At 35.0% G+C, this 25,203-nt stretch carries 21 protein-coding genes; 12 read left to right on the top strand and 9 right to left on the bottom strand.

What is annotated here, in order from left to right:
• Window positions 1–22: 22 nt before the first annotated feature.
• Entirely contained in the window at window positions 23–2,146 is a 2,124-nt protein-coding gene (locus ACR1PN_RS04265) for a TonB-dependent receptor domain-containing protein (RefSeq protein WP_433979013.1), read from the bottom strand.
• Window positions 2,147–2,178: 32 nt separating this feature from the next.
• Window positions 2,179–3,027: a DUF5694 domain-containing protein gene (locus ACR1PN_RS04260; RefSeq protein ID WP_433979012.1), complete on the bottom strand. Its 849-nt coding sequence runs from the start codon at window positions 3,025–3,027 to the stop codon at window positions 2,179–2,181.
• Between the two features lie 169 nt (window positions 3,028–3,196).
• Here ACR1PN_RS04260 and ACR1PN_RS04255 point away from each other — a divergent pair, with 169 nt between their 5' ends.
• The 3 genes from ACR1PN_RS04255 to ACR1PN_RS04245 are packed head-to-tail and all read left to right on the top strand — an operon-like array spanning window position 3,197 to window position 5,228.
• Window positions 3,197–3,526: a hypothetical protein gene (locus ACR1PN_RS04255; protein ID WP_433979011.1), complete on the top strand. Its 330-nt coding sequence runs from the start codon at window positions 3,197–3,199 to the stop codon at window positions 3,524–3,526.
• Between the two features lie 15 nt (window positions 3,527–3,541).
• Window positions 3,542–4,558: a sensor histidine kinase gene (locus tag ACR1PN_RS04250; RefSeq protein ID WP_433979010.1), complete on the top strand. Its 1,017-nt coding sequence runs from the start codon at window positions 3,542–3,544 to the stop codon at window positions 4,556–4,558.
• Window positions 4,545–5,228 carry a LytR/AlgR family response regulator transcription factor gene (locus tag ACR1PN_RS04245; protein WP_433979009.1) on the top strand — a complete coding sequence of 228 codons (684 nt, stop codon included), beginning with the start codon at window positions 4,545–4,547 and terminating at the stop codon, window positions 5,226–5,228. The genes ACR1PN_RS04250 and ACR1PN_RS04245 overlap by 14 nt, the downstream gene beginning before the upstream one ends.
• 52 nt (window positions 5,229–5,280) lie before the next feature.
• On the opposite strand, the gene ACR1PN_RS04240 is transcribed toward ACR1PN_RS04245, so the two are convergent.
• Together ACR1PN_RS04240 and ACR1PN_RS04235 are read right to left on the bottom strand one after the other, a co-directional pair.
• A complete protein-coding gene (locus tag ACR1PN_RS04240) occupies window positions 5,281–7,551 on the bottom strand; it encodes an aconitate hydratase (RefSeq protein ID WP_433979008.1) in 2,271 nt (756 codons plus the stop codon).
• A 304-nt stretch (window positions 7,552–7,855) separates the two neighbouring features.
• Window positions 7,856–10,636, bottom strand: coding sequence for a bifunctional aconitate hydratase 2/2-methylisocitrate dehydratase (locus tag ACR1PN_RS04235; RefSeq protein ID WP_433979007.1), 2,781 nt, complete (start codon window positions 10,634–10,636; stop codon window positions 7,856–7,858).
• Window positions 10,637–10,951: 315 nt separating this feature from the next.
• On the opposite strand from ACR1PN_RS04235, the gene ACR1PN_RS04230 reads away from it, so the two are divergent.
• From ACR1PN_RS04230 to ACR1PN_RS04190, 9 genes are all read left to right on the top strand, one after another.
• Window positions 10,952–11,716: a WG repeat-containing protein gene (locus tag ACR1PN_RS04230; protein WP_378179788.1), complete on the top strand. Its 765-nt coding sequence runs from the start codon at window positions 10,952–10,954 to the stop codon at window positions 11,714–11,716.
• 279 nt (window positions 11,717–11,995) lie between these two features.
• Window positions 11,996–14,098 carry a TonB-dependent receptor gene (locus tag ACR1PN_RS04225; RefSeq protein WP_433979006.1) on the top strand — a complete coding sequence of 701 codons (2,103 nt, stop codon included), beginning with the start codon at window positions 11,996–11,998 and terminating at the stop codon, window positions 14,096–14,098.
• A gap of 233 nt (window positions 14,099–14,331) precedes the next feature.
• Window positions 14,332–15,105, top strand: a complete 774-nt coding sequence (locus tag ACR1PN_RS04220) for a hypothetical protein (protein WP_433979005.1) — start codon at window positions 14,332–14,334, stop codon at window positions 15,103–15,105.
• Window positions 15,093–15,617, top strand: coding sequence for an acyl-CoA thioesterase (locus ACR1PN_RS04215; protein WP_378179138.1), 525 nt, complete (start codon window positions 15,093–15,095; stop codon window positions 15,615–15,617). The genes ACR1PN_RS04220 and ACR1PN_RS04215 overlap by 13 nt, the downstream gene beginning before the upstream one ends.
• Before the next feature lie 161 nt (window positions 15,618–15,778).
• Window positions 15,779–16,171, top strand: a complete 393-nt coding sequence (locus ACR1PN_RS04210; protein ID WP_433979004.1) for a GxxExxY protein — start codon at window positions 15,779–15,781, stop codon at window positions 16,169–16,171.
• A 45-nt stretch (window positions 16,172–16,216) separates the two neighbouring features.
• Window positions 16,217–17,146 carry a 2-hydroxyacid dehydrogenase gene (locus tag ACR1PN_RS04205; RefSeq protein ID WP_433979003.1) on the top strand — a complete coding sequence of 310 codons (930 nt, stop codon included), beginning with the start codon at window positions 16,217–16,219 and terminating at the stop codon, window positions 17,144–17,146.
• Window positions 17,147–17,270: 124 nt separating this feature from the next.
• Window positions 17,271–18,533 (top strand): serine hydrolase domain-containing protein, encoded by a 1,263-nt coding sequence (locus ACR1PN_RS04200; RefSeq protein ID WP_433979002.1) that lies wholly within the window; start codon window positions 17,271–17,273, stop codon window positions 18,531–18,533.
• Between the two features lie 25 nt (window positions 18,534–18,558).
• A complete protein-coding gene (locus tag ACR1PN_RS04195; RefSeq protein WP_433979001.1) occupies window positions 18,559–20,343 on the top strand; it encodes an Ig-like domain-containing protein in 1,785 nt (594 codons plus the stop codon).
• Window positions 20,343–20,801 (top strand): heme-binding domain-containing protein, encoded by a 459-nt coding sequence (locus ACR1PN_RS04190; RefSeq protein WP_378179123.1) that lies wholly within the window; start codon window positions 20,343–20,345, stop codon window positions 20,799–20,801. Before ACR1PN_RS04195 ends, ACR1PN_RS04190 begins: the two co-directional genes overlap by 1 nt.
• Before the next feature lie 62 nt (window positions 20,802–20,863).
• Here the strand turns inward: ACR1PN_RS04190 and ACR1PN_RS04185 are convergent, their stop codons facing one another.
• The 5 genes from ACR1PN_RS04185 to ACR1PN_RS04165 all read right to left on the bottom strand — a co-directional run bounded on the left by ACR1PN_RS04185 (window position 20,864) and on the right by ACR1PN_RS04165 (window position 25,133).
• Entirely contained in the window at window positions 20,864–21,382 is a 519-nt protein-coding gene (locus ACR1PN_RS04185; RefSeq protein WP_433979000.1) for an NUDIX hydrolase, read from the bottom strand.
• Window positions 21,382–22,293 (bottom strand): site-specific tyrosine recombinase XerD, encoded by a 912-nt coding sequence (gene xerD, locus ACR1PN_RS04180; RefSeq protein WP_378179117.1) that lies wholly within the window; start codon window positions 22,291–22,293, stop codon window positions 21,382–21,384. The genes ACR1PN_RS04185 and xerD overlap by 1 nt, the downstream gene beginning before the upstream one ends.
• Window positions 22,294–22,313: 20 nt before the next feature.
• Window positions 22,314–22,745, bottom strand: a complete 432-nt coding sequence (locus ACR1PN_RS04175) for a deoxycytidylate deaminase (RefSeq protein WP_378179114.1) — start codon at window positions 22,743–22,745, stop codon at window positions 22,314–22,316.
• Window positions 22,746–22,777: 32 nt separating this feature from the next.
• Window positions 22,778–23,545, bottom strand: coding sequence for an enoyl-CoA hydratase-related protein (locus ACR1PN_RS04170; RefSeq protein WP_433978999.1), 768 nt, complete (start codon window positions 23,543–23,545; stop codon window positions 22,778–22,780).
• Between the two features lie 100 nt (window positions 23,546–23,645).
• On the bottom strand, window positions 23,646–25,133 hold the full coding sequence (locus ACR1PN_RS04165; RefSeq protein ID WP_433978998.1) for a catalase: 1,488 nt from the start codon (window positions 25,131–25,133) through the stop codon (window positions 23,646–23,648).
• Between the last annotated feature and the right edge of the window lie 70 nt (window positions 25,134–25,203).

The raw sequence follows: 25,203 nt of genomic DNA, 5'->3' as shown, positions 1-25,203 counted from the left end.
AATTCGGATTTGTTACAAAATCTTATTGTGCTCTATCTTTTTCATCAAATTTGATATTTTTTGTATTGACTTTCTTTTTGTTGTTTCCTAATGTATAATTTACGCTCAAACGGAAACTTCTTCCGTCCCAGTAATTATTAAAATGCTGACTGTTATCACTGAAGTATATGTCTCCTCGAAATTTCTGGGCAAAAATATTGGTTACTGTCGCGTTAATCTGAAGCTGTTTTTCCATAAGAGAAATCTTAATTCCTGAATTTAAATTTGAAAAATTGTGAAAAGAAGAATTCACGTTTTTGTAAGGCAAATCCTGGCTGTAATTCAGAAAAAAGAATAAGGTTTTGTTTTTATTTAAAGTAAATGTGTTATTAAAAGAATAACTTACAGAATGCCCTTTTTGTGGCTCTGCTTCTATATTATAAACTTTAGAATCGGTTAATGATCCATTTACAGAAAGGCTCGCTTCCCAAAGATTGAAAAACTTATCGGTGTAGAAAGCATTAAACCCATAAAAATTATTGTCATAATAATTAAGATAAGTTCCGATTTGTGAAATCCCGTCTAACAAACTGATTTGTCCGAAACCGTTTTTTAGTTTTAAATAATAAATACTTGTAGAAAACTTACTGTTGTATGTATATCCCAATTCGAGATTATTAATGTAAGATGGCTTTAATAATGGATTTCCTGAAGAATAAGAATAAGGATTTTCATACCATCTGAAAGGATTCAGATTGCTCATGCTTGGTCGGTTAATTCTTCTTGAATATGAAATACTGAAAACATTTTTATTTTCTTTATAGGAAACAAATGCCGATGGAAACAATTGTCCGTAATTGTAATTATTTCCCAAATGTTTCGATGGTGTAAAGCTTTTTGCCTGCGTATTTTCATAACGAAGTCCGGCTTTTGTTTCCCAATGTTCACCAAAACTTTTAGCATAACTAAAATAAGCAGCGTAATTTTCTTCCTGATATTCAAATAAATTAGCTCTCTGCGAATCCGGAATGTATTGGTTATTAATGATGTTGAAATACTGAAGGTCAGTTGAATTTTTAAACTGATTAAATTTTAACCCCGTTTCGATAGTTCCAAAAGAAAATGGCAATTCTAAATCGCCCTGCAAAGAAAAGACCTGTGGAGCAACAATTGAAGTTGTTTTTACATCCTGAATAGAGTTATCGCTTTGTCTTAAAGTAGAAAATTTAACATTCGTATCCGAATTATTCTTAAAAAAGTTTCCGGCAAAACTCAATTTCTTTCCTAAGGAATCTAATTTTAAATCATAATAAACACTCAGTGTATGAGTAGGGTTTTTCTCACGATGGAAAGCGTTGGTCAAAAGGTTTTCAACAGAATCAGAACTGATGTTCTGGGTTTCATTAATGATATCCATTCCCGATTTTTCGTGAGCATAAATGTATTCCATTCCGATTTCTGAATTTTTATTGAGTTTGTACGAAATATTTAGGTTTGGCGTCAATTCATTCCACATATCTTTTCTTACAGAACGGCTGTAGTTCTGTGAAGTTCCTAAAATCATATAGTTTTCTACCGAACGTTTTGCTCCGTCCAAATAACCTGTTTTTAATGACAAGCTCAGTTTTTCATTCTGATAATTGAGCATTCCGTTGACATTTCCGCTGAAATAGGTTCTCTGATTCAATCCGGTATTTACTGAGCCACTCCATCCCAGGTTTGGATTTTTTTTCAAAACAATATTAATTAGCCCGCTGTTTCCCTGGGCTTCGTATTTTGCGGGTGGTGTTGTAATAACTTCTATTTTAGCAATATTTTCTGAACGGATCGTTTTCAGATAATTTATAAGAGCCGTTCCTGAAAGATTCAGCATTCTTCCGTTAATCATAACATTTATACTGCTTTTCCCGGTAATAGAAATATTTCCCAGATTATCGTCAACTTTCAGCATGGGAACATTGGCTAAGGTTTCTGCACCATCCATCCCCTGTGACGCAATTGATGCTTCTACATTGAAAATAAGTCGGTCTGCTTTTCTTTCAAGAAGCATTTTTTTCTTTCCGCTAATGGTAACAGCGTCTATATTTTTTACTTGTAAAGTATCTTGTTTCTGAGCATAAAATGATATATATAAAAATGATGCTGCGATGATGAATGTTTTTTTCATGGGTAAGAACAGTGGTTTTAAATACAGAAGAATTATTTTTTTTGATCTAAAGTTGAAAATTCAACATAATCATATTCCGGAGAGAATGTAAAAAGCTGTCTGAACACTGAAGCGTGACCATTTCCTGCAATCACCAGAAGTCTGTCTTCAGAAGTTGTAGGGATTTCCTGAATCTTTCTAAACATTCTGAGATTTCTGTTATACCAATATAGAGCAAGCAAATCTGCACCGTCGTGTTCTCTCAATTTAAAATCTCCTGTTAAATACGCTCCATATTCGTACTGATGATATTCTTTACTGTTCATATATTTGAACATATCAAGAAGGGTTCTGAAATTTTTTGGCTCCGTATTTTTAATGAAAATATTGTACTGTTTAGAAGTGGCATCATCATTTAGGAAATCATAATCTTTTAAAAGGTTTTCAAAGTACAATGAATCTTTTTTACCAAACATTTCTAGATAATCATCCAAAACTGACCTTGCATCAATGCTGAACAATTCAGGTAAATTGAGTTCGTTGGCAAGTCGCATGGCAAACTGATAACGTTCATCCCTCTGGTCTCTCAATTTGCCTTCTTTGTATTCTTTTAATTTGTCGTTGGCATTCCAGTCCGGATGGGCTTCAATAGCAATTTTTGTAGGTTTAAATTTTTTGATATAATTAACGATTTCTGTTATTTCAGCCGCTCTTTTAGGTTCCAAAACATCTATTTGATCTTTTTTTTCTGTTTTGTGTGCGTCCTGATTGGGATAATCAAGATGAAAAGTTCCTACCACCAAAACTTTAGTTTTAGGATTTGTAAAATATTCAGAAGGTTTTTTCTGTCCGAATAAAAAAGTTGATGCAGTTAATAATGCTATTAGAATGGTTGATTTCATAATGTATTGTTTTAAATATTTTTGACAAATTTATATCTCACGGTAATTTGATAAAATATCGTTTCGGCCAACCGGGAAATTAGTCGGGCTAAAATATTTTCGTCGGAAAAAAATGGGTGTTCGTAGATTTGAAAGGTTTTGAATGTGCTATTGTATCTATTTTTGGTAAATGAAAAATATAATTCTTCTTTCGGTTGTGATTTTTATGCAGCTCTTTGCAGACAGTCACAAAGTAGATGTTTGGAAAACAATCATAATTACTCCAAACGAAAGCATTGCTATTGATAAAGTAAAAGCGCCGGCAATTTTAGAAATAAAGAATCTTTCAAGTGAAAAAATAACCTTAACTTCAGATCTTAATATTCCCAATGAAATTTCCGGTAAGTCTGAACTTAAATACAGATTGCCTAAAAAAAGGGAGCTTAAAGATAGAGAACAGAAATGCAGTTCCGGTTTCAATATATTTACATTATTATTCTTCAAAAAGTATATTTCTTAACAACAAAGAATTAAAATGAAAGCGAGACAAATTATATTTCTGCACATTTTTTATTGGATTCTTAATCTTGTCTTTTCCATAATTACGCCAATTATCGCAGGCAATACAGAATTCATCGTATTGAATATTACTTTCTTTGTAGTCAGTTTTATTGCTTTTTATATCAATTATTTTTTTATTGTTCCGTTTTTTTTCAACATTGAAAAGCTGTACTTAACGATTCTGGGGTTTTTTATTAGCGTTGGCTGTTTTGTATTCTTGCGCTATGGGGTTGAAGAATTAATTCTGCCTTTGTTTATAGGGCATGGCAACTATGCTGATGGAACATCGCTTCTGTTTTACTATTATGATAACGTTTTTTATAGTTCTACCACCTTATTCATCAGTACTGTGCTGTCATTGTTCAATATTTTTTTTAAAAGAGAAGAAGAACGGCAGCAGCTAATCCAGGAAAAAAAATCAGCCGAACTTCAGGCCTTAAAGACCCAAATCAATCCGCATTTTATTTTTAATACTCTGAATAATATCTATTCCTTAGTCTATCAAAATTCAGAGAAAGCGTTGCCTGCCATTGAAGAATTAGGTCAGTTGTTAAGATACAGCACCAAAGACCTTGAAAAAGATTTTATTACTTTAGATAAAGAAATCGGTTATCTCGACAGTTTAATCGAGTTGGAAAAACTCAGAATCAAAAATCCGGAATTGTTAATGGTTGATAAAAAACTGATTCATCCAAAACTGAATATTTCTCCGATGCTTTTGGTTCCTTTTGTGGAAAATGCTTTTAAGCATGGTGATTTTAGAAACAAGGGTTTTGATATGAAAATTTCTGATGAAAATAAAATATTACATTTCTATCTTTTAAATTCTAAAAAAGAAAAAATAAAAGACTCCGTTTCAGGAATTGGAATTGAAAATGTTAAAAAACGTCTCGAAATTTTATATCCTAAAAAATATGAGCTTGAGATTACGGAAACCGAAGCCGATTTTGCCGTAGATTTAAAGATTGATTTGAAGAATGAAGAAAATTAAATGCATTATTGTAGACGATGAACCGCTTGCTGTTTCTCTGATTGAAAGCTATGTTGAAAAAGTTCCGTTTTTAGAGCTTGTTTTCTCTACAGAAAATCCGATTGAAGCTTTAGAATTTATTCAGAAAAATGAGGCCGAACTTGTCTTTCTTGATATTCAGATGCCTGAATTAACGGGAATTAATTTTATGAAAATTGTGGGAGATAAGATGAAATATATCCTTACCACAGCTTATTCTGAATATGCTTTGGAAGGTTATGAACATAATGTGGTTGACTATCTCTTAAAGCCGATTTCTTTTGATCGCTTTAATAAAAGTATTCTAAAAGCAAAGGAGCGCTTCCCTTTGGATGAGACTAAAGAAAACAGTCATTTTTTTGTAAAGTCTTCCGGTCAGCGGTATCGTATCAATTTTAATGAAATTCTTTATGTGGAAAGCATCAAAGATTATGTAAACATTAAAACTGAAACCCAGGAATATATTGTTTTAGACACTTTAAAATCTCTGGAAAATCACCTTCCTGAAAATTTCGCAAGAGTGCATAAATCTTTTATTCTGAATATAGATAAAGTGAAAAGTGTAGGTTTAAAAAAAGTAATTCTGATTTCTGAAAACGAGGTTCCGATTGGAGAAATCTATAAATTGAATCTTCTGGAAAAGCTAAAATAAAAACGCAGCTTCCATCTGAAACTGCGTTTTATTTATAATTATAATCTAACAATTATTTTTTCTCTTGTTGTTTGATCAGATTCAATGCAGATCCGGCTTTAAACCAATCAATCTGTTGATCATTGTAGGTATGATTTGCCATCACAATGTCTTTAGTTCCATCTGTGTGAATAAATTCTAAAGTCAATTGTTTTCCGGGAGCAAACTGATCCAAATCAAGGAAGTTTACCACATCATCCTCCTGAATTTTGTCGTAATCCGATTCGTTGGCAAAAGTGATTCCCAGCATTCCCTGCTTTTTAAGGTTAGTTTCGTGAATCCTTGCAAAAGATTTTACCAAAACGGCTTTAACCCCTAAATGTCTCGGTTCCATTGCAGCATGTTCTCTTGAAGAACCTTCACCGTAATTTTGATCTCCCACAACAATTGAAGGAATTCCTGCTGCTTTATACTGTCTTTGTACAGCCGGAACTTCATCATATTCTCCGGTTAGTTCGTTTTTAACCTTATTGGTTTCCATGTTGTAAGCGTTTACCGCTCCGATCAACATATTGTTTGAAATATTATCAAGGTGTCCTCTGTATTTCAACCAAGGTCCTGCCATAGAAATGTGGTCGGTGGTACATTTTCCGAAAGCTTTGATTAAAACTCTGGCTCCTGTAATATTTTTTCCGTCCCAAGCCGGGAATTCTTCCAGTAACTGAAGTCTGTCAGAAGTAGGGCTCACATTTACAACAACTGAAGAGCCATCTTCCGAAGGAGCCTGATAACCGTTGTCATCCACAGCAAAACCTTTTGAAGGCAATTCATAACCTTTTGGTTCGTCTAATTTAATCTGTTCTCCTGATTCGTTGGTTAAAGTGTCTGTAATTGGATTAAAATCTAATCTTCCTGAGATAGCAACTGCAGCAACCATTTCCGGTGAAGCTACGAATGCATGGGTATTGGGGTTTCCATCTGCTCTCTTTGCGAAGTTTCTGTTGAAAGAGTGAATAATTGAATTTTTCTCTCCTTTTTCAGCACCCTCTCTGTCCCATTGCCCGATACAAGGTCCGCAAGCATTGGTAAAGATTCTTGCGTTTTCAAATTTTCTGAATGACTCTAAGAAACCATCTCTTTCTGCTGTGAATTTTACCTGCTCAGAACCTGGATTAATTCCTAAAATAGCTTTTGGTTTTACACCTTTTGCAACCGCATCTTCCACAATGGAAGCTGCTCTTGATAAATCTTCGTAAGAAGAGTTGGTACAAGAACCGATCAATGCCCATTCTACTTCAAGTGGCCATCCGTTGGCTTCCGCTTTAGCTCTGAATTCTGAAACCGGAGTTGCCAAATCCGGAGTGAAAGGACCGTTCAAATGAGGTGCTAATTCTGAAAGATTGATTTCAATTAATTGGTCGAAATATTGTTCAGGATTTGCATAAACTTCCGGATCTCCTGTTAAATGTTCTGCAATTTTATCTGCTGCATCTACAACATCCTGTCTTCCTGTCGCTGCCAAATATCTTCTCATGGAATCGTCATATCCGAAGGTTGAAGTGGTTGCTCCGATTTCAGCACCCATGTTACAAATCGTTCCTTTTCCTGTCGCGGAAAGAGATTCTGCTCCTTCTCCGAAATATTCTACGATGCATCCTGTTCCTCCTTTTACGGTAAGAATTCCTGCAACTTTTAAGATAACATCTTTTGCGGAAGTCCAGCCAGACATTTTACCGGTTAATTTTACACCAATTAGTTTTGGCATTTTTAATTCCCAAGCCATTCCAGCCATTACGTCTACCGCATCTGCTCCACCAACACCGATGGCAACCATTCCTAAACCTCCTGCATTTACCGTATGAGAGTCGGTTCCGATCATCATTCCTCCCGGAAATGCATAATTTTCAAGAACAACCTGGTGAATGATTCCCGCTCCCGGTTTCCAGAAACCAATTCCGTATTTGTCACAAACCGAACTTAAGAAATTGAAAACTTCTGAGTTTTTATTAATTCCTTCCTGCAAATCTGCTTCTGCACCCACTCTTGCCTGAATAAGGTGATCGGCGTGAGCCGTTGAAGGAACTGCTACTTTGGCTTTTCCAGCCTGCATAAATTGTAAAAGTGCCATCTGTGCAGTGGCATCCTGCATGGCAACTCTGTCCGGAGCGAAATCTACATAAGAGTTTCCTCTTTCATGTTCTTTTGTTGCATTTCCTTCCCATAAGTGAGTGTAAAGGATTTTTTCTGAAAGTGTCAACGGCTTTCCTGTAATCTGTCTTGCTGCTGCAATTCTTTCAGGATAACGCTCGTACACTTTTTTAATCATGTCAATGTCGAAAGTCATATCTATTTTAATTTTTCTATTTCAATAAATTTTTCGTCACTCAATTAAGATTTAACGAAGAATTTTCTTTTAATAATTTATCAAATTCCGTTCCTATGCTTTATTGATGAGGATTAATATGATAAATGACTACTATATTTTATAACTATCAAGTTACGTAAAAATTAAAATTTGTGGTATTGACATAGGTTAAAATAATTTTAAAAAGTCTTAAATGGAAAGATTCTAAACAAAAATGGAAGACTTCAAAAGAAATCTTCCATTTAATATTTAAAAAGTCTTTCGACTTTAATTCAAAAATTGATTAGTGGCCAACCGTTACCAATTCCTTGATAGACGGAACGAAAGTCGTCAAGTCAATTCCCTCAACAGCTTCTTTGTATTCTTCGATACTTGGAATTCTCCCTTTGATAGCTGATAAAACAACTACCGGAGTCGAAGCCAGTAGAGATTCTCCTTTTTTACGTTCAGAATCCTCAACCACTCTTCCCTGGAAAAGACGGGTAGAAGTTGCCAAAACAGTATCTCCTTTTTCCGCTTTTTCCTGGTTACCCATACAAAGGTTACAGCCAGGACGCTCAAGGTACATCATATTTTCATACTGTGTACGGGCTTCGCCTTTCGGAGCAGCATCGTTGAATTCAAAACCTGAATATTTCTCTAATAATTCCCAGTCGCCTTCAGCCTTTAATTCGTCAATGATATTATAAGTTGGAGCGGCAACTACTAATGGAGCCTGGAATTCTACTTTACCATTTTGTTTTTCAAGATTTCTCAACATCTGAGAAACAATCTTCAAGTCACCTTTGTGAACCATACAAGAACCTACGAAACCAAGGTCAACTTTTTTCTCACCTCCGTAGAATGTAAGGTCTCTGATGGTGTCGTGTGTATATCTTTTAGAAACATCTTCATTGTTTACATCCGGGTCAGCAATCATTGGCTCAACGATTACGTCAAGGTCTACAACAACTTCTGCATAATATTTTGCATTAGCATCCGGAGTCAAGGCAGGTTTATCACCAGTTCTGATTTCCTCGATTCTCTTGTTTGCTTTGTTAATTAGACCTTGAAGAACGTGGTTTTTGTTATCCATTCCTTTGTCAATCATAATCTGGATTCTGCTTTTCGCAATTTCCAATGATTGGATCAAAGTATCGTCTTCTGAGATACAGATAGAAGCCTTAGCCTTCATTTCTGCAGTCCAGTCTGTGAATGTAAATGCCTGGTCAGCCGGAAGAGTTCCGATGTGAACCTCAATAATTCTTCCCTGGAAAACGTTTTCTCCGTCAAATTGCTTCAGCATCTGAGCCTGAGTCGCGTGAACCACATCACGGAAATCCATATGCTCCTTCATTTCGCCTTTGAAAGTCACTTTTACCGATTCAGGAATCGGCATTGATGCTTCACCTGTTGCCAAAGCTAAAGCTACTGTTCCGGAGTCAGCTCCGAAAGCAACCCCTTTAGACATTCTTGTGTGAGAGTCACCTCCGATGATGATGGCCCACTCGTCAACCGTAATATCATTAAGAACTTTGTGAATAACGTCTGTCATTGCGTGGTATTCACCTTTCGGGTCACGAGCTGTGATCACTCCGAAATCGTTCATAAATTTCATTAATTTAGGAATATTAGCCTGCGCTTTTTTATCCCAAACCGAAGCCGTATGACATCCTGACTGATAAGCTCCATCTACGATGGGAGAAATTACCGTTGCAGCCATCGATTCCAATTCCTGAGCAGTCATTAAACCAGTCGTATCCTGAGATCCAACGATATTAACTTCAACTCTAACATCAGAACCAGCGTGTAATAATTTACCTTCAGTAACACCTACTGCATTTCTATTGAAGATTTTTTCAACCGCAGTCAAACCTTGTCCTTCAATCGAAATTTCTTTTGAAGGAGCGAAAACTGCAGGAGCTGTAATTCCTAAAGTTTTAGCAGCAAACGTCTGGATTTTTTTGCCAAAAACGATGGCATAAGAACCACCCGCTCTGATAAATTCTAATTTTTGTGGAGTAAATGATTTTGAAATGTCTTTCAATTCAGTTTCTCCGTTGTATAATTTTTTCTCTTTCGTATTGATGGTCAAAACAGTTCCCGTAGCAACAGAATATTTTTCTTCCAAAACAATATCTCCATTTTCATTACGAACAGGATGTCCGTTCTCGTCGGTTTTCTTCACCCAGTTTTGAAGATCGATTCCGATACCTCCGGTTACGTCAACTGTTGTTAAGAAGATCGGAGAAATGCCGTTTGTCCCGGCTACAATCGGAGCGATATTCACGAAAGGTACGTAAGGACTTGCCTGTTTACCTGTCCAAAGTGCAACGTTGTTTACCCCCGACATACGGGAAGAACCAACTCCCATTGTTCCTTTTTCTGCGATCAGCATTACGCTTGCATCAGGGTGTTGAGCCTGTAAAGCCTTTATTTCTTCCTGTTGAGCAGGAGACATCATACATTTTCCGTGCAATTCACGGTCTGAACGAGAGTGTGCCTGATTTCCCGGAGATAATAAATCTGTTGAAATATCACCTTCTGCAGCGATGTAAGTCACCACTTTAATTTCTTCTGGAACTTCAGGAAGCTTAGTGAAAAATTCTGCTTTGGCATAACTTTCCAAAATATCTTTAGCGATTTTGCTTCCTAATTCGTAAGCTTCTTTTAAACGTGCTGTATCAGCGTCATACAAGTAAACCTGAGTTTTAAGAACTTCAGCAGCCTGTTTTGCTGTAGCTTCATCATTTCCTAAAGCCAAATCAAGCAAAACTTCGATTGACGGGCCTCCTTTCATGTGAGACAAAAGCTCAAATGCAAACGTAGGAGTGATTTCTTCAACCACAGATTCACCAAGAATGATTTCTTTTAAAAATTTAGCTTTTACACCTGCCGCACTTGTTGTACCAGGCAATGTATTGTAAATAAAAAATTTAAGAGAGTCAGCTCTGTGCTCATTAGATGTGTCTTTAATCTGTTCAATGATTGCGCTTAGCAATTCTGCACCGTCGATTGGTTTTGGGTGAAGCCCCTGTGTTTTTCTTTCCTCGATTTCTTGGATGTAATCGTTGTAAATGCTCATAATAATAGAAGTCTTTTCAAATCTTAAAATAGACTATAGAACAATGTCGTGTTTTAATCCTTGCGGTTTTGTAGCGAATGAGCTATAATCTGTGATTTTTTAAGTGTTTTTTTTGAATTGTTTAAAAGCTGTAAAAAAGACGTTTTTATAATAGCGGTGTCAAAAATTACGTCTTTAAAATGTTTTATTGTATCAAACACTTAAAAATGTTCCCAAATTTACGTATTTTTAATATTTTTAAAAGCTGAATTTATTTAGATTCTTTATAAATATGTATTTTATATTTTCTATTTTTGGCACAAAGTACATGGAGTGATGATTTTAAGAAAACTGAAATTTGGATTTTTTGTTATGTTGACTGCTTTTGTTTCTGCGCAGTCTAAATCTTTGAAAAGTAATGGATTAAACAAAACGAAAACCAATGCTTCTTTGAGTGTTGCTAAAAAAAATCCTGATTTACCTGTTGTTAATGAAAATATCCCATTGTTGATTCCGCAAAAAAAGAATGGGAAATCCGGTTTTGTTAATCAGAAAGGAAGATTTGTGATTCAGCCTGAGTATGACTTGGTCATGTTTTTTGGAGAAGACTGTAATCTTTTAAACTCCCCAAATGAGAAAGTCAGAAAATTTGGAGCTAAAGATTTTGCTACTGTAGAAAAAAACGGCATCACTTTTAGAATCAATAAATCCGGGAAGCGGGTTTACCAGTATAAAAATGGTGATTTAGGAAAATGTACATTTGAACTGCAGAAAAAACAATATCACGCATATATTTCAAAAGGAAAATATGGAGTTGTAAAAGGCTCTGCGTTTGAAACAAAATTTGACAATAGCCATTTTACTATTGTTCCGAGCTATGAATATCTCTATATTCTGGAAGGTGACGATGTTTCGAATCCTATGATTGTTGCGACATACAATAATAAGTTTGGTGTGATTGATGTAAACAATAAAATTGTAATTCCTTTCGAATATTCAGATATAAAAAGAAATTACAGCTGGAAATTGGGGAAAATGTTTGAGGTCACCAAAGACGATAAAAATTATTATTATATCGATTCAGATAATCGTTCGTATTAGATTTATATAAAAATTTAGATGGAAAATGTTTTCGTTCATTTCGGTTTAAATATTTTTTGTAATTTTGCCGCTGAAATTAAAGGGGTGCCCCAATCGGAGCTGAGATTATACCCAATGAACCTGGAACAGGTAATGCTGTTTAGGGAAACATTCATGATAATTGATGAATGATAAACGATAATTGATTTAAAAACATTGTGTAAATCATTTATCAATCATTAAACATCATTTATATATAGTCGCCCCTTTTATTCCATTAAATTTTTAAAATTTATAAGAATGAAAGGATTATTTTTTTTAGGACTTACCGCAAGTTCGCTGAGTTTTGCGCAAACTCAAAATTCCGATTCTCTGAAATTCAGAGACATTGAAGCCGTAAACTTCACCAAAAGACTTCCTGTCGCCAAAGAGATCATTAATGTTCAGAAAGATTTAGACAGCCGAAATCTGGGGCAGGACTTACCGATTCTTTTAAAAAATCAAACTTCCATTATTTCGACTTCCGATGCAGGAAATGGAGTAGGATACACCGGTTTTAGGATTCGTGGAGTTGCCGGAAGAGGAATTAACGTCATGATGAATGGTGTTCCGTTTAATGATTCAGAAAGTCAGGGGACGTTTTTTGTAAATGTTCCGGATTTGACAAGTTCAGCGTCACAAATCGTTATTCAGCGTGGAGTCGGAACTTCAAATAATGGGGTTTCTGCCTTCGGAGCGAGTATCAATGTGATTTCAAAAGAGCCTGAAGACCAATTTTATTTTAAAACAGATGATAGTTATGGTTCTTTCAACACGTACAAATATTCAGCAGAAATAGGCTCAGGAAAATTCTGGAAAGACCGACTTTCTGTGTTGGGGCGATATACCAATATTCATTCCGACGGATATATTGACAGAGCTTTTTCAGATTTAAATTCTTACAATTTTACGGCGCTATTTGAAGAAGGCAAAACAAAACTTCGTCTAATGGCCTTTGGTGGAAAAGAAAAAACATACCAAGCTTGGAATGGTGTCGACAGACAGACTTGGGAAACGAATCCCAAAACGAATTTGTCCGGAGCAATTTACGATGCAAACTGGGAAAATATTGTCGGCTTTTATGGCAATGAAACCGATAATTACAGACAAAATCATTACCAATTACTTTGGGAGCAGGGTATAAATGAAAAATGGAACCTTGAAACGACACTCCATTACACGAAAGGTCGGGGTTATTACGAAAACTATAAGCAAGGTGACCCTTATGCAAGATATAATTTACCTGATTTTAACGGAAACGAATACTCAGATTTTATCAGAAAAAAATGGCTGAATAATGATTTTTACGGAATCGTTTCTACGTTGTACGGGAAATTTGATAATCTTGATCTGAATTTTGGTGTTGTTGGAAATCAGTATTATGGAAGACATTACGGTAATGTAAAAGACGTATTCTTTGGAGAAATTCCGCAGCATGAATATTACCGAAATCGCTCGGTGAAGAATGAAGTTGCAGGTTTTGCGAAAGCTTTGGTGAAAGTAAATGATTTTGAATTCTTTGGAGATTTGCAATTGAGAAATATCGATTATGACACCAAAATTTTAATGGAAGGTGATGGCGAAGGTGCAGATCTGAAAAGAAACTGGCTGTTCTTCAATCCGAAGGCGGGAATCAATTATAAATTAGGAAACGGAAAAGTGTTTGTTTCTTATGCTCATGCGCAAAGAGAGCCAAACCGAGACGATTTAATTTCCGATAATGATGTTAAAGCTGAGAAACTGCACGATTTCGAAGCAGGTATTGAAAAGCAATTTGGTCCGGTTGCTTTCACGGCGAACCTCTATTATATGTATTATCTGAATCAGTTGGTTTTAAACGGACAGATCAGCAATATCGGTGAATTTATCAGAACCAATTCCGGGAAAAGTTACCGAAGAGGAATTGAGGTGGGCGCTTTGGCGAAACTTTCAAAACAATGGGAAGTTTCCGGAAATGTAAGTTTGAGCCAGAACAGAAATCAGGATTTCAGAATTGAAAACGAAAAAGGAACAACAAACCTTGGAAATACAGAAATCTCTTTTTCACCGAATGTCATTGCTAATTTAAGTCTGAAATTTAATCCTACTAAAAACTTCCAGTTCTCTTTAATGAATCAATATGTTGGAAAGCAGTATCTGGATAATACAGAAACTGCCGATTTACAACTGAAAGATTATTTGTTGACTGATTTTAATGCGCAATATCAGTTTAAAATTTCTAAACATGATGTTGCTTTAAAGCTTCTGGTGAATAATATCTTTGACCAAAAGTATGTGAATAACGGTTACGTTTATAATGGTCCGATTTACTTTGCTCAGGCGGGAAGCAACTTTATGTTCGGAATCAGCTGGAAGATTCAATAATCTAAAAAAGACACCATTTCGCATTTATTATAGTAGTTAGAGTTTCTAATTAAATTTTTTTAAGACTGTTTAGGCAGTCTTTTTTTATTTTTAATAGGTTTGTTAAATAATATCTGCGTGATCGGTGGAATTTGCAAACGACAAAATCACAACATTTATGTGTAAATTTTAATATCTTAAACTAAAAATAAATCTCTCAAAAAGTCATGAAAAAGTCATAAATTTGCGGTCAAATGAATATTTCAGCTTACATTTTAGAATATCTGAAGCAATTCGGAACAGTTGTGGTTCCGAAGTTTGGCGTTTTCTCACTGGAAAAATCCAAAGCAGTTATCAATTCTGAAAATGGTAGTATTCTTCCGCCTTCGAGCAAGATTACTTTCCATTCAGATTATCAGGTTGTATCGGATGATTTGGTGAATTTTATCAGTACTCAGAAAAATATTTCTAAAAATTCTGCTGAAAGCGAACTTCAAGTTCAGACCGATTTCTGGAAGAAAAAACTTCAGGCAGAACAAGCCTTAGAAATTCAAAATCTGGGAACTATTTTCGTTGAAGACGGAATTTTAACTTTTAAAGGAAATCGTTTAGAATCAGATCATCCTGATTTTTATGGTTTGGAAGAGATTCGTTTTTCCGACATCAAAAATGACGAAAGCAGTATTCCTACTGTTAACAAAGAAAAAGACTATAAATTCAATAAGTCGATTTTGTGGATTTTTCTTTTCATCATTCCGGTATTAGGAATTCTATATTTTGGTTACACACAGCGGGAATTGCTTTTCGGAAAGAAGTCTTTTGATGACGTTTCGGTGCAGACGAGTACAAAAAGAATTGAAAAACCAATTTCGATAAAAGTTGATTCTGCTCAGTTAAAAATAGCAGATTCCATTAAACATGCACAATTGAAAAAAGATTCTTTAATTCAGGATTCTATTAAAAAAACAGCCGTAAAATCTGTGAAAGTTCCGGCAACTCAAAAATCAAAACCTCAATGGAAAAAATAAAAAAAGCGTCAGAATCTCTTACGGTGATGACGAATATTGTTCTTCCGAATGATACCAATCAGCTTAGAAATCTTTTCGGAGGCGAATTGTTGGCAAGGATGGACAGATGTGCATCAATCTCAGCAACAAGACACTGTGAAAGGAGAGTGGTAACTGCTTCTGTGAATCACGTTTCTTTCGACCATCCTATTCCTGAAGGCGGTATTGTGGTAATGGAATCTAAAGTTTCCCGTGCATTTGGAACTTCTATGGAGATTTATGTAGATGTTTGGTTGGATGATCCAATCAATCAGAGGAAAACTCAGACAAATAAAGGAATTTACACTTTCGTTGCGGTGGATGAATTCAACCGCCCAATTCCAATTCCTCAAATGGAACCAGAAACTGAACTTGAGAAAGAAAGATTTGCTGCAGCTTTAAGAAGAAAAGAGTTATCACTGATTCTTTCAGGAAGAATGAAGCCGACCGATTCTGTGGAATTGAAAAAATTGTTTGCAGGAGAAATTTCTTAAACACAAATTACACAAATGTTTGCACAAATTTTCACAAACTATTTATGCAAAAGATTAGCAAGTTTAGTATTGAAGAATACTAAATAATAAAAAATTTTGTAGATTTTTTGTGATATTTGTGAAAAAATTTAGTGATATTAGTGTTTCAAAAAGCACAAATTATGAATACTAATTTTTCTGAAAATGAAATTTCAAGAATTGTTTACGAATCAGGCTATTTAATTCACAAATCTTTAGGTCCGGGACTTTTGGAAAGTGTTTACGAAGAATGTATGTTTTACGAACTCAAAAAAGAAGGTCTATTTGTTGAAAAACAAAAACCAATGCCCTTGATTTATGATGGAATTAAAATGGACGTTGGATATAGATTGGATTTACTCATAGAAAGCAAATTTGTTTTAGAAATAAAATCTATCGAAGGATTGAATGATATTCATTTAGCCCAAATTCTTACTTATTTACGGTTAAGCAACTGTAAATTGGGAATGCTAATTAATTTTAATACACTTCATTTTAAAAATGGAGTCAAAAGAGTAATCAACGGAACATTATAATTAGTGGCATTCGTGAAAATATTAGTGTAATTAGTGTTTAAAATCATGGAAATCTTATTACTAGATAAAAACCACCCTCTTATCACCGATCAGCTTTTAGAAAAAAACTTTATACTGGAAGAAGATTTTACGTCTTCTTATGATGAGGTTTGCGCGAAGATTCAGAATTATGATGGGATAATTATCCGAAGCAGAATTCCATTGGATGCTAATTTTTTGAATAAAGGTAAAAATCTAAAATTCATCGCAAGAGTAGGAGCCGGGATGGAAAATATCGATATTCCTGTTGCTGAAAAATTAGGAATTCAATTAATAAATTCTCCGGAAGGAAACCGTGATTCTGTTGCAGAACACGTTGTTGGAATGATTTTGATTCTAATGAACCGTCTTTTCATCGCTTCTCAGGAAGTAAAAAACGGAATTTGGCTTCGTGAAGAAAACCGTGGTGATGAGTTGTTAGGAAAAACTGTAGGATTAATAGGCTACGGAAATATGGGAAAAGCTACGGCAAAAAGACTTTCCGGCTTTGGCTGTAAAGTAATTTTCCATGATATTTTACCCAATATTTCTGATGAATTTGCAACACAGGTAAGTTTAGAGGAACTAAAGGAACAGGCGGAAGTTTTAAGCTTACACATTCCGCTTACAGAGGGAACTCATTATTTAATAAATGAAAAGTTTATTTCAGAAATGAAAAACGACTTTTATTTTGTAAATACAGCCAGAGGAAAGAATGTAGAAACGAAGTATTTAGTTGAAGCTTTAAAGTCAGGAAAAGTAAAAGGTGCTTGTCTTGATGTTTTAGAATATGAAAAGTCGTCGTTCGAAAATCTCGAATCTGAAAATGAAGACCTGCAATATCTTTTAAGCTCAGAAAAGGCAATTATAACACCTCATATCGCAGGTTGGACGCATCAAAGCAAAGAAAAACTGGCGCAGGTGATTGTTGATAAAATTGTATCATCTTTTTGCTAAAAATGAGACACTAAAAAATTACTCTTTTAGGGTGTGAAATTTTATGTTAAATAATTCATAATTGATTATTGGCTTTTCATATTTGAATTGAGTTTTATTAAATTGCCACTCATTTTTTGAACGCATGAAGAAGCTTAATCTGATATTTGTTACAACCTTTTTTTTATTTCTTTTTTCCTGTAAAAATAAATCTGAAAGCAATATTGCAGCCTCAGAATCTACCACGAATCTTCCTAATTACGGAAATGTAGATCTAAGCAAAGTTTTTGCGGATGAAAACTTCAGTCTGGTTGATAAAAAATATGCAGTAAATTATATTGATCAGTATTATAAAAAAGTTTGGGAAGGAGGCAATTTAAGCGGAAGTTTTCTGGTAGCGCAAGGCGAGGATATTCTTTATGAAAATTACCGTGGTTTTGCCCGGGAAGGAAATCAAAATCCGATTGATAAAAATACGGCACTTCATGTTGCGTCGGTTTCAAAAACAATGACGGCAATGGCAATGATGAAATTAATCGAAGCCGGGAAAATAAAATTAACAGATCACCTGACGCAGTTTTTTCCGGGGTTTCCTTATCCGAATGTGACGGTTCAGACTTTATTAGACCAAAGAAGCGGACTTCCGAAATACGAATATTTTATCACAAAAATTCAGCCGGCTCCCGAAGAACTTTCGAAAGTTTATATCACGAATCAGGATGTTTTAAATATGATCATCAAATATAAACCTGAGTTGGCGAGAGATACCGATACTGGTTTTATGTATTGCAATACCAACTATGCACTTTTGGCTTTGCTGATCGAAAAAATCACCCAAACTCCTTTTCCACAGGCGATGAAAGAGATGGTTTTTGATCCTTTAAAAATGAAAAACACATACATCTTTCAGGAAAAAGACATTCCGACAGCTTCGCAATCGTTTTATTACGGGGGAAACAGATTATATCCTTTAGACCGTTTAGACCTGATTTATGGAGATAAAAATGTATACACCACACCAAGAGATCTCCTGAATTTTTCTAAAGCCATGTTTTCTAAAGACTTTTTGAAGCCTGAATTAATGCAAATGGTTTTCACTCCTTACAGTAATGAAAAAGCAGGACAGAATAATTATGGCTTAGGCTTCAGAATGAAAATTTTTGATAACGGTGAAAAACTCACCTATCACAATGGTTGGTGGCACGGCACAAATTCTGTTTTTGCCCATCTTTTAAAATCAAAAGTAACGATTGTTGCCATTGGAAATAAATATTCGGGAAGAGTATACACAGCTTTGGCTTTGTCGGGATTGTTTGAAGACTTTCCAGCTCAGAAAGATAAGCTCCATAGCATTATGAATGATAATCAGGACACTTTGAAAACACAGACTGAAGTTTTTGGAGAATAATGTTTATTTTTGCTCAAATAATTTCATGAAAAGATTTCTTCTTTTATTTATCATCGGAATTCTTGTTCAGTCTTGTGCAAGAGTTGGTTCGCCAGTTGGTGGCGCAAAAGATAGTTTGGCTCCGGAGGTAATCGGTTCAAATATCGATACTACAAGAGTGAATGTAAGAAGAGATATCAAAGAACTCCGTATCGATTTCAACGAGTATATTACGCTGAAGGATATCAACAAAAATCTTAATATTTCTCCGCCAATAAAATATAACAGAGTTCTTCCATCGAATATAGCCAATAAGTCTTTAATCATTCAATGGACGGATACCTTACAGGCAAATACCACTTATAATTTTAATTTCGGAAACGCAATTGTTGATAATAATGAAGGAAACCCTCTGAGATATTACAATTTTGCGTTTTCAACAGGTGAAAAACTTGATGATCTTTACATTAGCGGGGAAGTAACCGACGCTTTGGCTCTTAAAAAGAAAACCAGCTCAGAAAATAAAATGGTTGTTGGGCTTTATCAGTTGAAAGATAGTATGGATTATCGCCAAAAACCCTATTATATTACAAAAGTTGATGATGATGGTTATTATGAATTGAATTATCTTGCACCCGGAAAATATAAAATTCTGGCGTTTGACGATGATAATGAAAATTCAATCTACAATCCCGGAAAAGAAAAGATTGCTTTCAGAAAAGATACTGTCGTAGTAGAAAAATCTATTTCAGGTTTAAATTTAAAACTATTCCCGTCTAAAAAACCGTTCAAAAAACCTGAGTTCAAGGAAATGGCAGGTGGAATTATGATGCTGTTTGAAGGGAATCCCGATGAGGTAAAAGTGCTTCCGGTAAGTGAAAAGCTTAAAAGCATTAAAGTTACTCATATCCCAAAATCAGATTCAGTGAAAATTTGGTTTGATGCAGTGAAAAGTGATGTAGGACAAACAACCAACGAAAAACTTGAGTTCAGTTACGACACGGGAAAAGTACAGGATACGGTTACAACTTTTTATAAATATAATAAGAAGAGTGTAATGGATCTCAATAATGATAGCGGTGGAGCACTATTGCCACCTAAAACTGATTTTACATTATCATCAAACTATATCATTGATAAAATAGATTCTGAAAAATGGACTTTAAAAATAGATAGTACAGTAACGGTACCTTTCACAGCAAAAATATCAGAAACCAATCCGTACCATATCTTAGTGAAAGCAGATTTTGAAAGTGGTAAAAAATATCAATTGACGGTTCCTAAAACAACGGTCTCTTCTTTCTACGATAAAAATCCGGAATCTAAACGTTTCGATTTTGAAGTTGATAAAATTGAGAACTACGGAAAGCTGATTATTAATCTTAAAAATGCTCCTACAAAAAAATATTGGTTACAGTTGTTAGACTCAGGGGAAAAACCAATTTATCAGAAATATACAAGTGGCAATGAAGTCACTTTTGATATTCTTAAACCTGCGGAATATATTGTTCGCATTTTGGTTGATAATAATGAAAATAAATATTGGGATGAAGCAGATTTTGAGAACGGAACTTTTGCCGAAGACGCTTATACATATTATAAAACAGCGGTAATCCGACCTTTATGGACTTCTAAGGAAGATTGGGATCTCACAGATACAAGAACTTTGGATACCAGTAAAATGGGAACAGGCAGCAGTCCTTCTACAAGAAACACTTCTCAGTCAACACAGAGCAGACAATCAACAACAAATCCTACAAATACAACCATTCAAAATGGTAGTACGGGTACGAGAAATACAAATAGGCAGCTTCAACAAATAAAAAGATAATGCAGAAGTTCAAGAAAATAGTTTTCTGGTTTCTGGTTGGTTTTGCCATCATTCAGTTTATCCCGATTGATAAGGCAAATAGACCGATTGATAGAAGAAAGAATTTTATTGACGTTAAAAAAACTCCGCCTAAAATTTCTGAGCTCATCAAAAATGCTTGCTATGATTGTCATTCTGACGAAACGGTTTATCCGAAATACGCTTATATTGCTCCCTTTTCTTGGTCTGTAAAAAGCCATGTGAATGAAGGCAGAGAGCATCTTAATTTTTCAGTTTGGGAAACTTATAATGATGATCTGAAGCGAAGTATGCTTACAAAATCGATTCAGACGATAGAAAATAAAGTAATGCCGATGCCTGCTTATATTATTTATCACAAAGAAGCTAACCTTACCGATGCTGAAAGAGCCTTATTAATAAAATACCTTGAAGAAATATTGAAATCTAAAACATATTAAGTTTTAATGGAATAAAAAAGTCTCGCAAATAAGCAATTTGTGAGACTTTTATTTTAATAGTGTTATTTATTGTTGCTAATATATCTTTCAAAAAATAACTTCTGAGAATCAAAAGCAATATCATCCAGATTAATTTCTGAAATTTTAATCCAGTGTGTTTCTGAGATTTCAGATAAAGCTAAATTAGCTTCAAATTTCTCGGTAACACTGTATTCATAAAATAAATCGATTGTATTGTAATCAATCTCTTTGTACTGATAAACATTCGGAAGACTTGTGAGGTATTTTAAATTATCAATATCAATTTCAAGCTCCAGTTCTTCGGAAAGCTCTCTTTTGCAAGTATTCTCAGCACTTTCTTTAGGATCAACAAAACCTCCTGCAAGATCCAGTTTTCCTTTTTTAGGTTCCTGATTTCTTCTGGTTAAATAAATTTCATCTCCGCACCGGATGACTACAGCTACAGCTCCTGCAACATTATTGTACAAAGTAAAGCTGCACTCATGGCAGCTCCACTTTTTTTCTCCGTCCCAATTGAGGGTTTCTTTTCCGCAGTTCGGACAAAATTTTAATATTTTCATTAAGCAATATTAGTATTTCTCGGATGATAATTCAAGATTACATCGCGAAGTTCTTCGGTTTTCAGATGGGTGTAAATTCCGGTTGTTGTAATGCTTGAATGTCCCAACATTTCCTGAATATATCGTAAATCTGCACCATTCTGCAATAAATGCGTTGCAAACGAATGTCTGAATGTATGGGGTGATATTTTTTTGCTTACTCCGGCTTTATCCGTAAGTTCTTTAATAATAATAAATACAATTACACGAGACATCGAAGTTCCTCTGCTGTTTAGGAAAAGGGTGTCTTCGTGCTTTTTATTGATCTTATTTTTAGATCGCACTTCATTAATATATTCCTTCAAAAGTTTAGCAGTGTATTGTGCCAAAGGAACAAAGCGTGTTTTTTCGCCTTTTCCTGTAATTTTGATGTAGTTTTCTTTAAAGTTGATATTAGAAATCTTAATGTCAATCAATTCAGAAACTCTTAAGCCACAACCATAAAGCACTTCTATAATGCAGTGATTTCTTTTGCCCAAATCTGTGCTTCTTTCGATAGCTTCGATTATTTTTTCAATATCGGTCAGGCTTAAGGTATCGGGTAAGTATAGTCCCAATTTTGGACCTTCCAGCAAAGCAGAAGGGTTATCATCGCGAATTTCATCTTCCAAAAGATATCTGAAGAAAGCTTTAATGGAAGAAATCCATCTTGCCTGTGATCTTTCACTAAATTTTTGTTTTGATAATTTGAAAATGTATTCCTGGAGATTGTCGTAGGTAATCGTTTCAGGACCAGTGTTTTCAAGGTCGTCAATTGCGTAATCTTTTAGTTTCTTGATGTCGCGGATATAAGCGTCAAGAGTATTTTCTGAAAAGTTTCTTTCGAAGCGAAGAAAGATTTCAAAATCTTTAATTTTTTCATCCCAAGTCATTGTGTTTTATTTTTTAATTTCTAATTCCTTAATTCATTTTCTGGTACTTGTATTATTTCAATCTGATGTTCTTTTAAAAAACTGATACCTTCATTATCCGAATAAGCATTAATATAGACAAGTCTTGAAATACCTGCCTGTAATATAAGCTTACTGCATTCTTTACATGGCGACAAAGTAAGATACAGTGTTGCGCCACGAGCAGACTGCGTAGAGCCTGCAAGTTTCAGAATTGCATTTGCTTCTGCATGAAGTACGTACCAGTGTGTTTTACCGTTTTCATCCTCGCAGCAATTCTCAGATCCGGATGGGGTACCATTGTATCCATCTGAAATAATCATCCTATCTTTTACGATAAGAGCTCCTACCTGCTTTCTTTCACAGTAGGAAAGTTTTGCCCATTCCTGAGCCATTTTTAGATAAGCTTTGTCAAACTTATTATACACCTGCATCGTTGTTTCGAAATAATTTGTGAATTGGTATATTAGAAATTCGGCTTTCTTTTTTCTAAAAAAGCAGAAATTCCTTCTTGCTTGTCTTTCATATCAAAAAGCTCTCCGAAAAATTTAATTTCGGTTTCAAAGCCTTTGTCAGTGTCCGACAGATTGGTTGCTTTAATTGCTTTTGAAATGGCCATCGGAGAATTGTGAGCTATTGTTTTCGCCAATTCCTGTGTTTTGGAAAGAAGCTCTTCGATAGGGAAGACTTCATTTACCAAGCCAATTTCTTTTGCTTTTTGTGCAGGAACCATTTTTGCTGAGAAAATCATCTCATTTGCAATTCCTTTTCCTACTAATTTTGGAAGTCTTTGAGTGCCTCCATATCCCGGAATCAGCCCTAAAGTTACTTCAGGAAGTCCAAGTTTAGCATTTTCAGATGCATATCTTATATGACAAGACATTGCCAATTCTAAACCGCCACCTAAAGCGAATCCGTTTACCGCTGCAATTACAGGCTTAGAAAGGTTTTCGATTTTATCAAAAAGGATATTTTGTCCGTTTCTTGCTAATTCTTCCGCCTTTTCCTGATTAAAGTTACTAAATTCTTTTATATCTGCACCAGCTACGAACGATTTTTCTCCGCTTCCTGTTAAAATAATTACCCTTACTTCATCATCAGATTGCAATTCATCAAGCACAGAACTGATTTCTTTGATGGTCAATGCATTCAGTGCATTCAAGCTTTCAGGTCTGTTGATGGTGATTACAGCTATCTTTTCTTCTTTTTTCAGCAGTATATTTTCGTAAGTCATTATCTCTTTAATCTTTAAGAACCTGCAAATTAAAAATTTTTTACAAATAAAAAGGGAAAAATTTAAATTTTTCCCTTTTAAATGTTTATCATTTAATAGTTTACTTTGAATGATTCATCATATTTGCATCAATATTGATACTTAAACCTGAAGCTATTTTCATGCCAAGCTCAATATTTGCTCTGAAAAAATGGCATAATTGGCGGTTAATAATTTCATTTCTTTTTGGTCCGTCTATTCCACTCATACTGTCAATGATATTATTTACAAGATGATCTCTGGCTTCCTGATTCATTGCTTTTGTATATAAAAGTCCGGGTTGGGTATAATGATCGTCATCGTTTTCGTTTCTGTTAAAATTAGCAACATGATTGCTGTCTAATTCATATTCATAATTCTTGTAAGAAGAATCGGGTAAAATGTCGTCAAAGCTATTCGGATGATAATTCGGTTTGTCCCTATACTCACTGGAATCAGCCATAAAACCGTCTCTTTGATAATTATTTATGGCAAAAGGGCATCTGTTAACTTCAAGCTGATGTGCATTTACACCAACTCTGTATCGGTGTGCATCAGGATATGAGAATAATCTTCCCTGAAGCATTTTATCTGGCGAAAAGCTGATGCCATTCACCAAATTGCTTGGCGAGAAAGTAGACTGCTCTACGTGCGCAAAATAATTTACAGGAATTTCATTCAACTCCATTTCTCCAACTTCAATAAGTGGGAAGTCACCTTGAAACCAAACTTTTGTAATGTCAAAAGGGTTCCATCTGAATTCTTTAGCCTGTTCTTCTGTCATTACCTGGATGTACATGGTCCACTTCGGAAAATCACCGTTATCGATAGCATTACAGAGATCTTCCTGTGCAAAATCAGGATTTTCTCCTGCCATTTTCACCGCATCCTCATTGCTGAAATTTTTAATTCCCTGCTTTGTTTTAAAATGGAATTTTACCCACACTCTTTCATTTTTGTCATTAATCATCGAAAAAGTATGAGAGCCAAATCCGTGCATGTGTCTGTATCCATAAGGAGTTCCGCGATCAGACATTAAAATTAATACCTGATGAAGAGATTCAGGATTTAAACTCCAGAAGTCCCACATCATGGTTGCACTTTTCAGGTTGGTTCTCGGAACACGTTTTTGAGTATGGATAAAATCTGGGAATTTCTTAGCATCTTTAATGAAGAAGACCGGAGTGTTATTTCCAACCAAATCCCAGTTTCCGTCTTCCGTATAAAATTTCAGGGCAAATCCTCTAGGGTCTCTTGCTGTATCTGCGCTGCCTTTCTCGCCACCAACCGTTGAAAATCTTGCAAACATTCGGCATGAGTTTCCTACTTTTGAAAAAAGTTTAGCCTTCGTGTATTGTGATATGTCGTGTGTCACGGTGAATGTTCCGTATGCTCCTGTTCCTTTTGCGTGTACAACTCTTTCTGGGATTCTTTCTCTTACAAAATGAGCAAGGTTTTCCTGCAAAATAAAATCCTGCAATAGTACGGGACCACGTGCTCCTACTGTTTGGGAGTCCTGATGCTCGTAGTATGGGGCGCCGCTGCCGGTAGTTAATTTTTTAGAATCCATATAGTTATGATTTGAGGTTTGTTTTTAAATTTTGAGTATCAAATTTAGCTGAATTTTTAATTGCTTCTGC

The organism is Chryseobacterium sp. RLHN22, assembly GCF_051011795.1.
Classification (GTDB): Bacteria; Bacteroidota; Bacteroidia; order Flavobacteriales; family Weeksellaceae; genus Chryseobacterium; species Chryseobacterium zhengzhouense.
Note: the sequence above shows the minus strand (reverse complement) of the source record. Positions and strands in the feature narration are given on the sequence as shown.

Excerpts from the sequence above, each read along its gene's own strand:
- ACR1PN_RS04265 (WP_433979013.1), bottom strand. The coding sequence starts at position 2,146 with ATGAAAAAAACATTCATCATCGCAGCATCATTTTTATATATATCATTT.
- ACR1PN_RS04260 (WP_433979012.1), bottom strand. The coding sequence starts at position 3,027 with ATGAAATCAACCATTCTAATAGCATTATTAACTGCATCAACTTTTTTA.
- ACR1PN_RS04255 (WP_433979011.1), top strand. The coding sequence starts at position 3,197 with ATGAAAAATATAATTCTTCTTTCGGTTGTGATTTTTATGCAGCTCTTT.
- ACR1PN_RS04250 (WP_433979010.1), top strand. The coding sequence starts at position 3,542 with ATGAAAGCGAGACAAATTATATTTCTGCACATTTTTTATTGGATTCTT.
- ACR1PN_RS04245 (WP_433979009.1), top strand. The coding sequence starts at position 4,545 with ATGAAGAAAATTAAATGCATTATTGTAGACGATGAACCGCTTGCTGTT.
- ACR1PN_RS04240 (WP_433979008.1), bottom strand. The coding sequence starts at position 7,551 with ATGACTTTCGACATTGACATGATTAAAAAAGTGTACGAGCGTTATCCT.
- ACR1PN_RS04235 (WP_433979007.1), bottom strand. The coding sequence starts at position 10,636 with ATGAGCATTTACAACGATTACATCCAAGAAATCGAGGAAAGAAAAACA.
- ACR1PN_RS04230 (WP_378179788.1), top strand. The coding sequence starts at position 10,952 with ATGATTTTAAGAAAACTGAAATTTGGATTTTTTGTTATGTTGACTGCT.
- ACR1PN_RS04225 (WP_433979006.1), top strand. The coding sequence starts at position 11,996 with ATGAAAGGATTATTTTTTTTAGGACTTACCGCAAGTTCGCTGAGTTTT.
- ACR1PN_RS04220 (WP_433979005.1), top strand. The coding sequence starts at position 14,332 with ATGAATATTTCAGCTTACATTTTAGAATATCTGAAGCAATTCGGAACA.
- ACR1PN_RS04215 (WP_378179138.1), top strand. The coding sequence starts at position 15,093 with ATGGAAAAAATAAAAAAAGCGTCAGAATCTCTTACGGTGATGACGAAT.
- ACR1PN_RS04210 (WP_433979004.1), top strand. The coding sequence starts at position 15,779 with ATGAATACTAATTTTTCTGAAAATGAAATTTCAAGAATTGTTTACGAA.
- ACR1PN_RS04205 (WP_433979003.1), top strand. The coding sequence starts at position 16,217 with ATGGAAATCTTATTACTAGATAAAAACCACCCTCTTATCACCGATCAG.
- ACR1PN_RS04200 (WP_433979002.1), top strand. The coding sequence starts at position 17,271 with ATGAAGAAGCTTAATCTGATATTTGTTACAACCTTTTTTTTATTTCTT.
- ACR1PN_RS04195 (WP_433979001.1), top strand. The coding sequence starts at position 18,559 with ATGAAAAGATTTCTTCTTTTATTTATCATCGGAATTCTTGTTCAGTCT.
- ACR1PN_RS04190 (WP_378179123.1), top strand. The coding sequence starts at position 20,343 with ATGCAGAAGTTCAAGAAAATAGTTTTCTGGTTTCTGGTTGGTTTTGCC.
- ACR1PN_RS04185 (WP_433979000.1), bottom strand. The coding sequence starts at position 21,382 with ATGAAAATATTAAAATTTTGTCCGAACTGCGGAAAAGAAACCCTCAAT.
- xerD (WP_378179117.1), bottom strand. The coding sequence starts at position 22,293 with ATGACTTGGGATGAAAAAATTAAAGATTTTGAAATCTTTCTTCGCTTC.
- ACR1PN_RS04175 (WP_378179114.1), bottom strand. The coding sequence starts at position 22,745 with ATGCAGGTGTATAATAAGTTTGACAAAGCTTATCTAAAAATGGCTCAG.
- ACR1PN_RS04170 (WP_433978999.1), bottom strand. The coding sequence starts at position 23,545 with ATGACTTACGAAAATATACTGCTGAAAAAAGAAGAAAAGATAGCTGTA.
- ACR1PN_RS04165 (WP_433978998.1), bottom strand. The coding sequence starts at position 25,133 with ATGGATTCTAAAAAATTAACTACCGGCAGCGGCGCCCCATACTACGAG.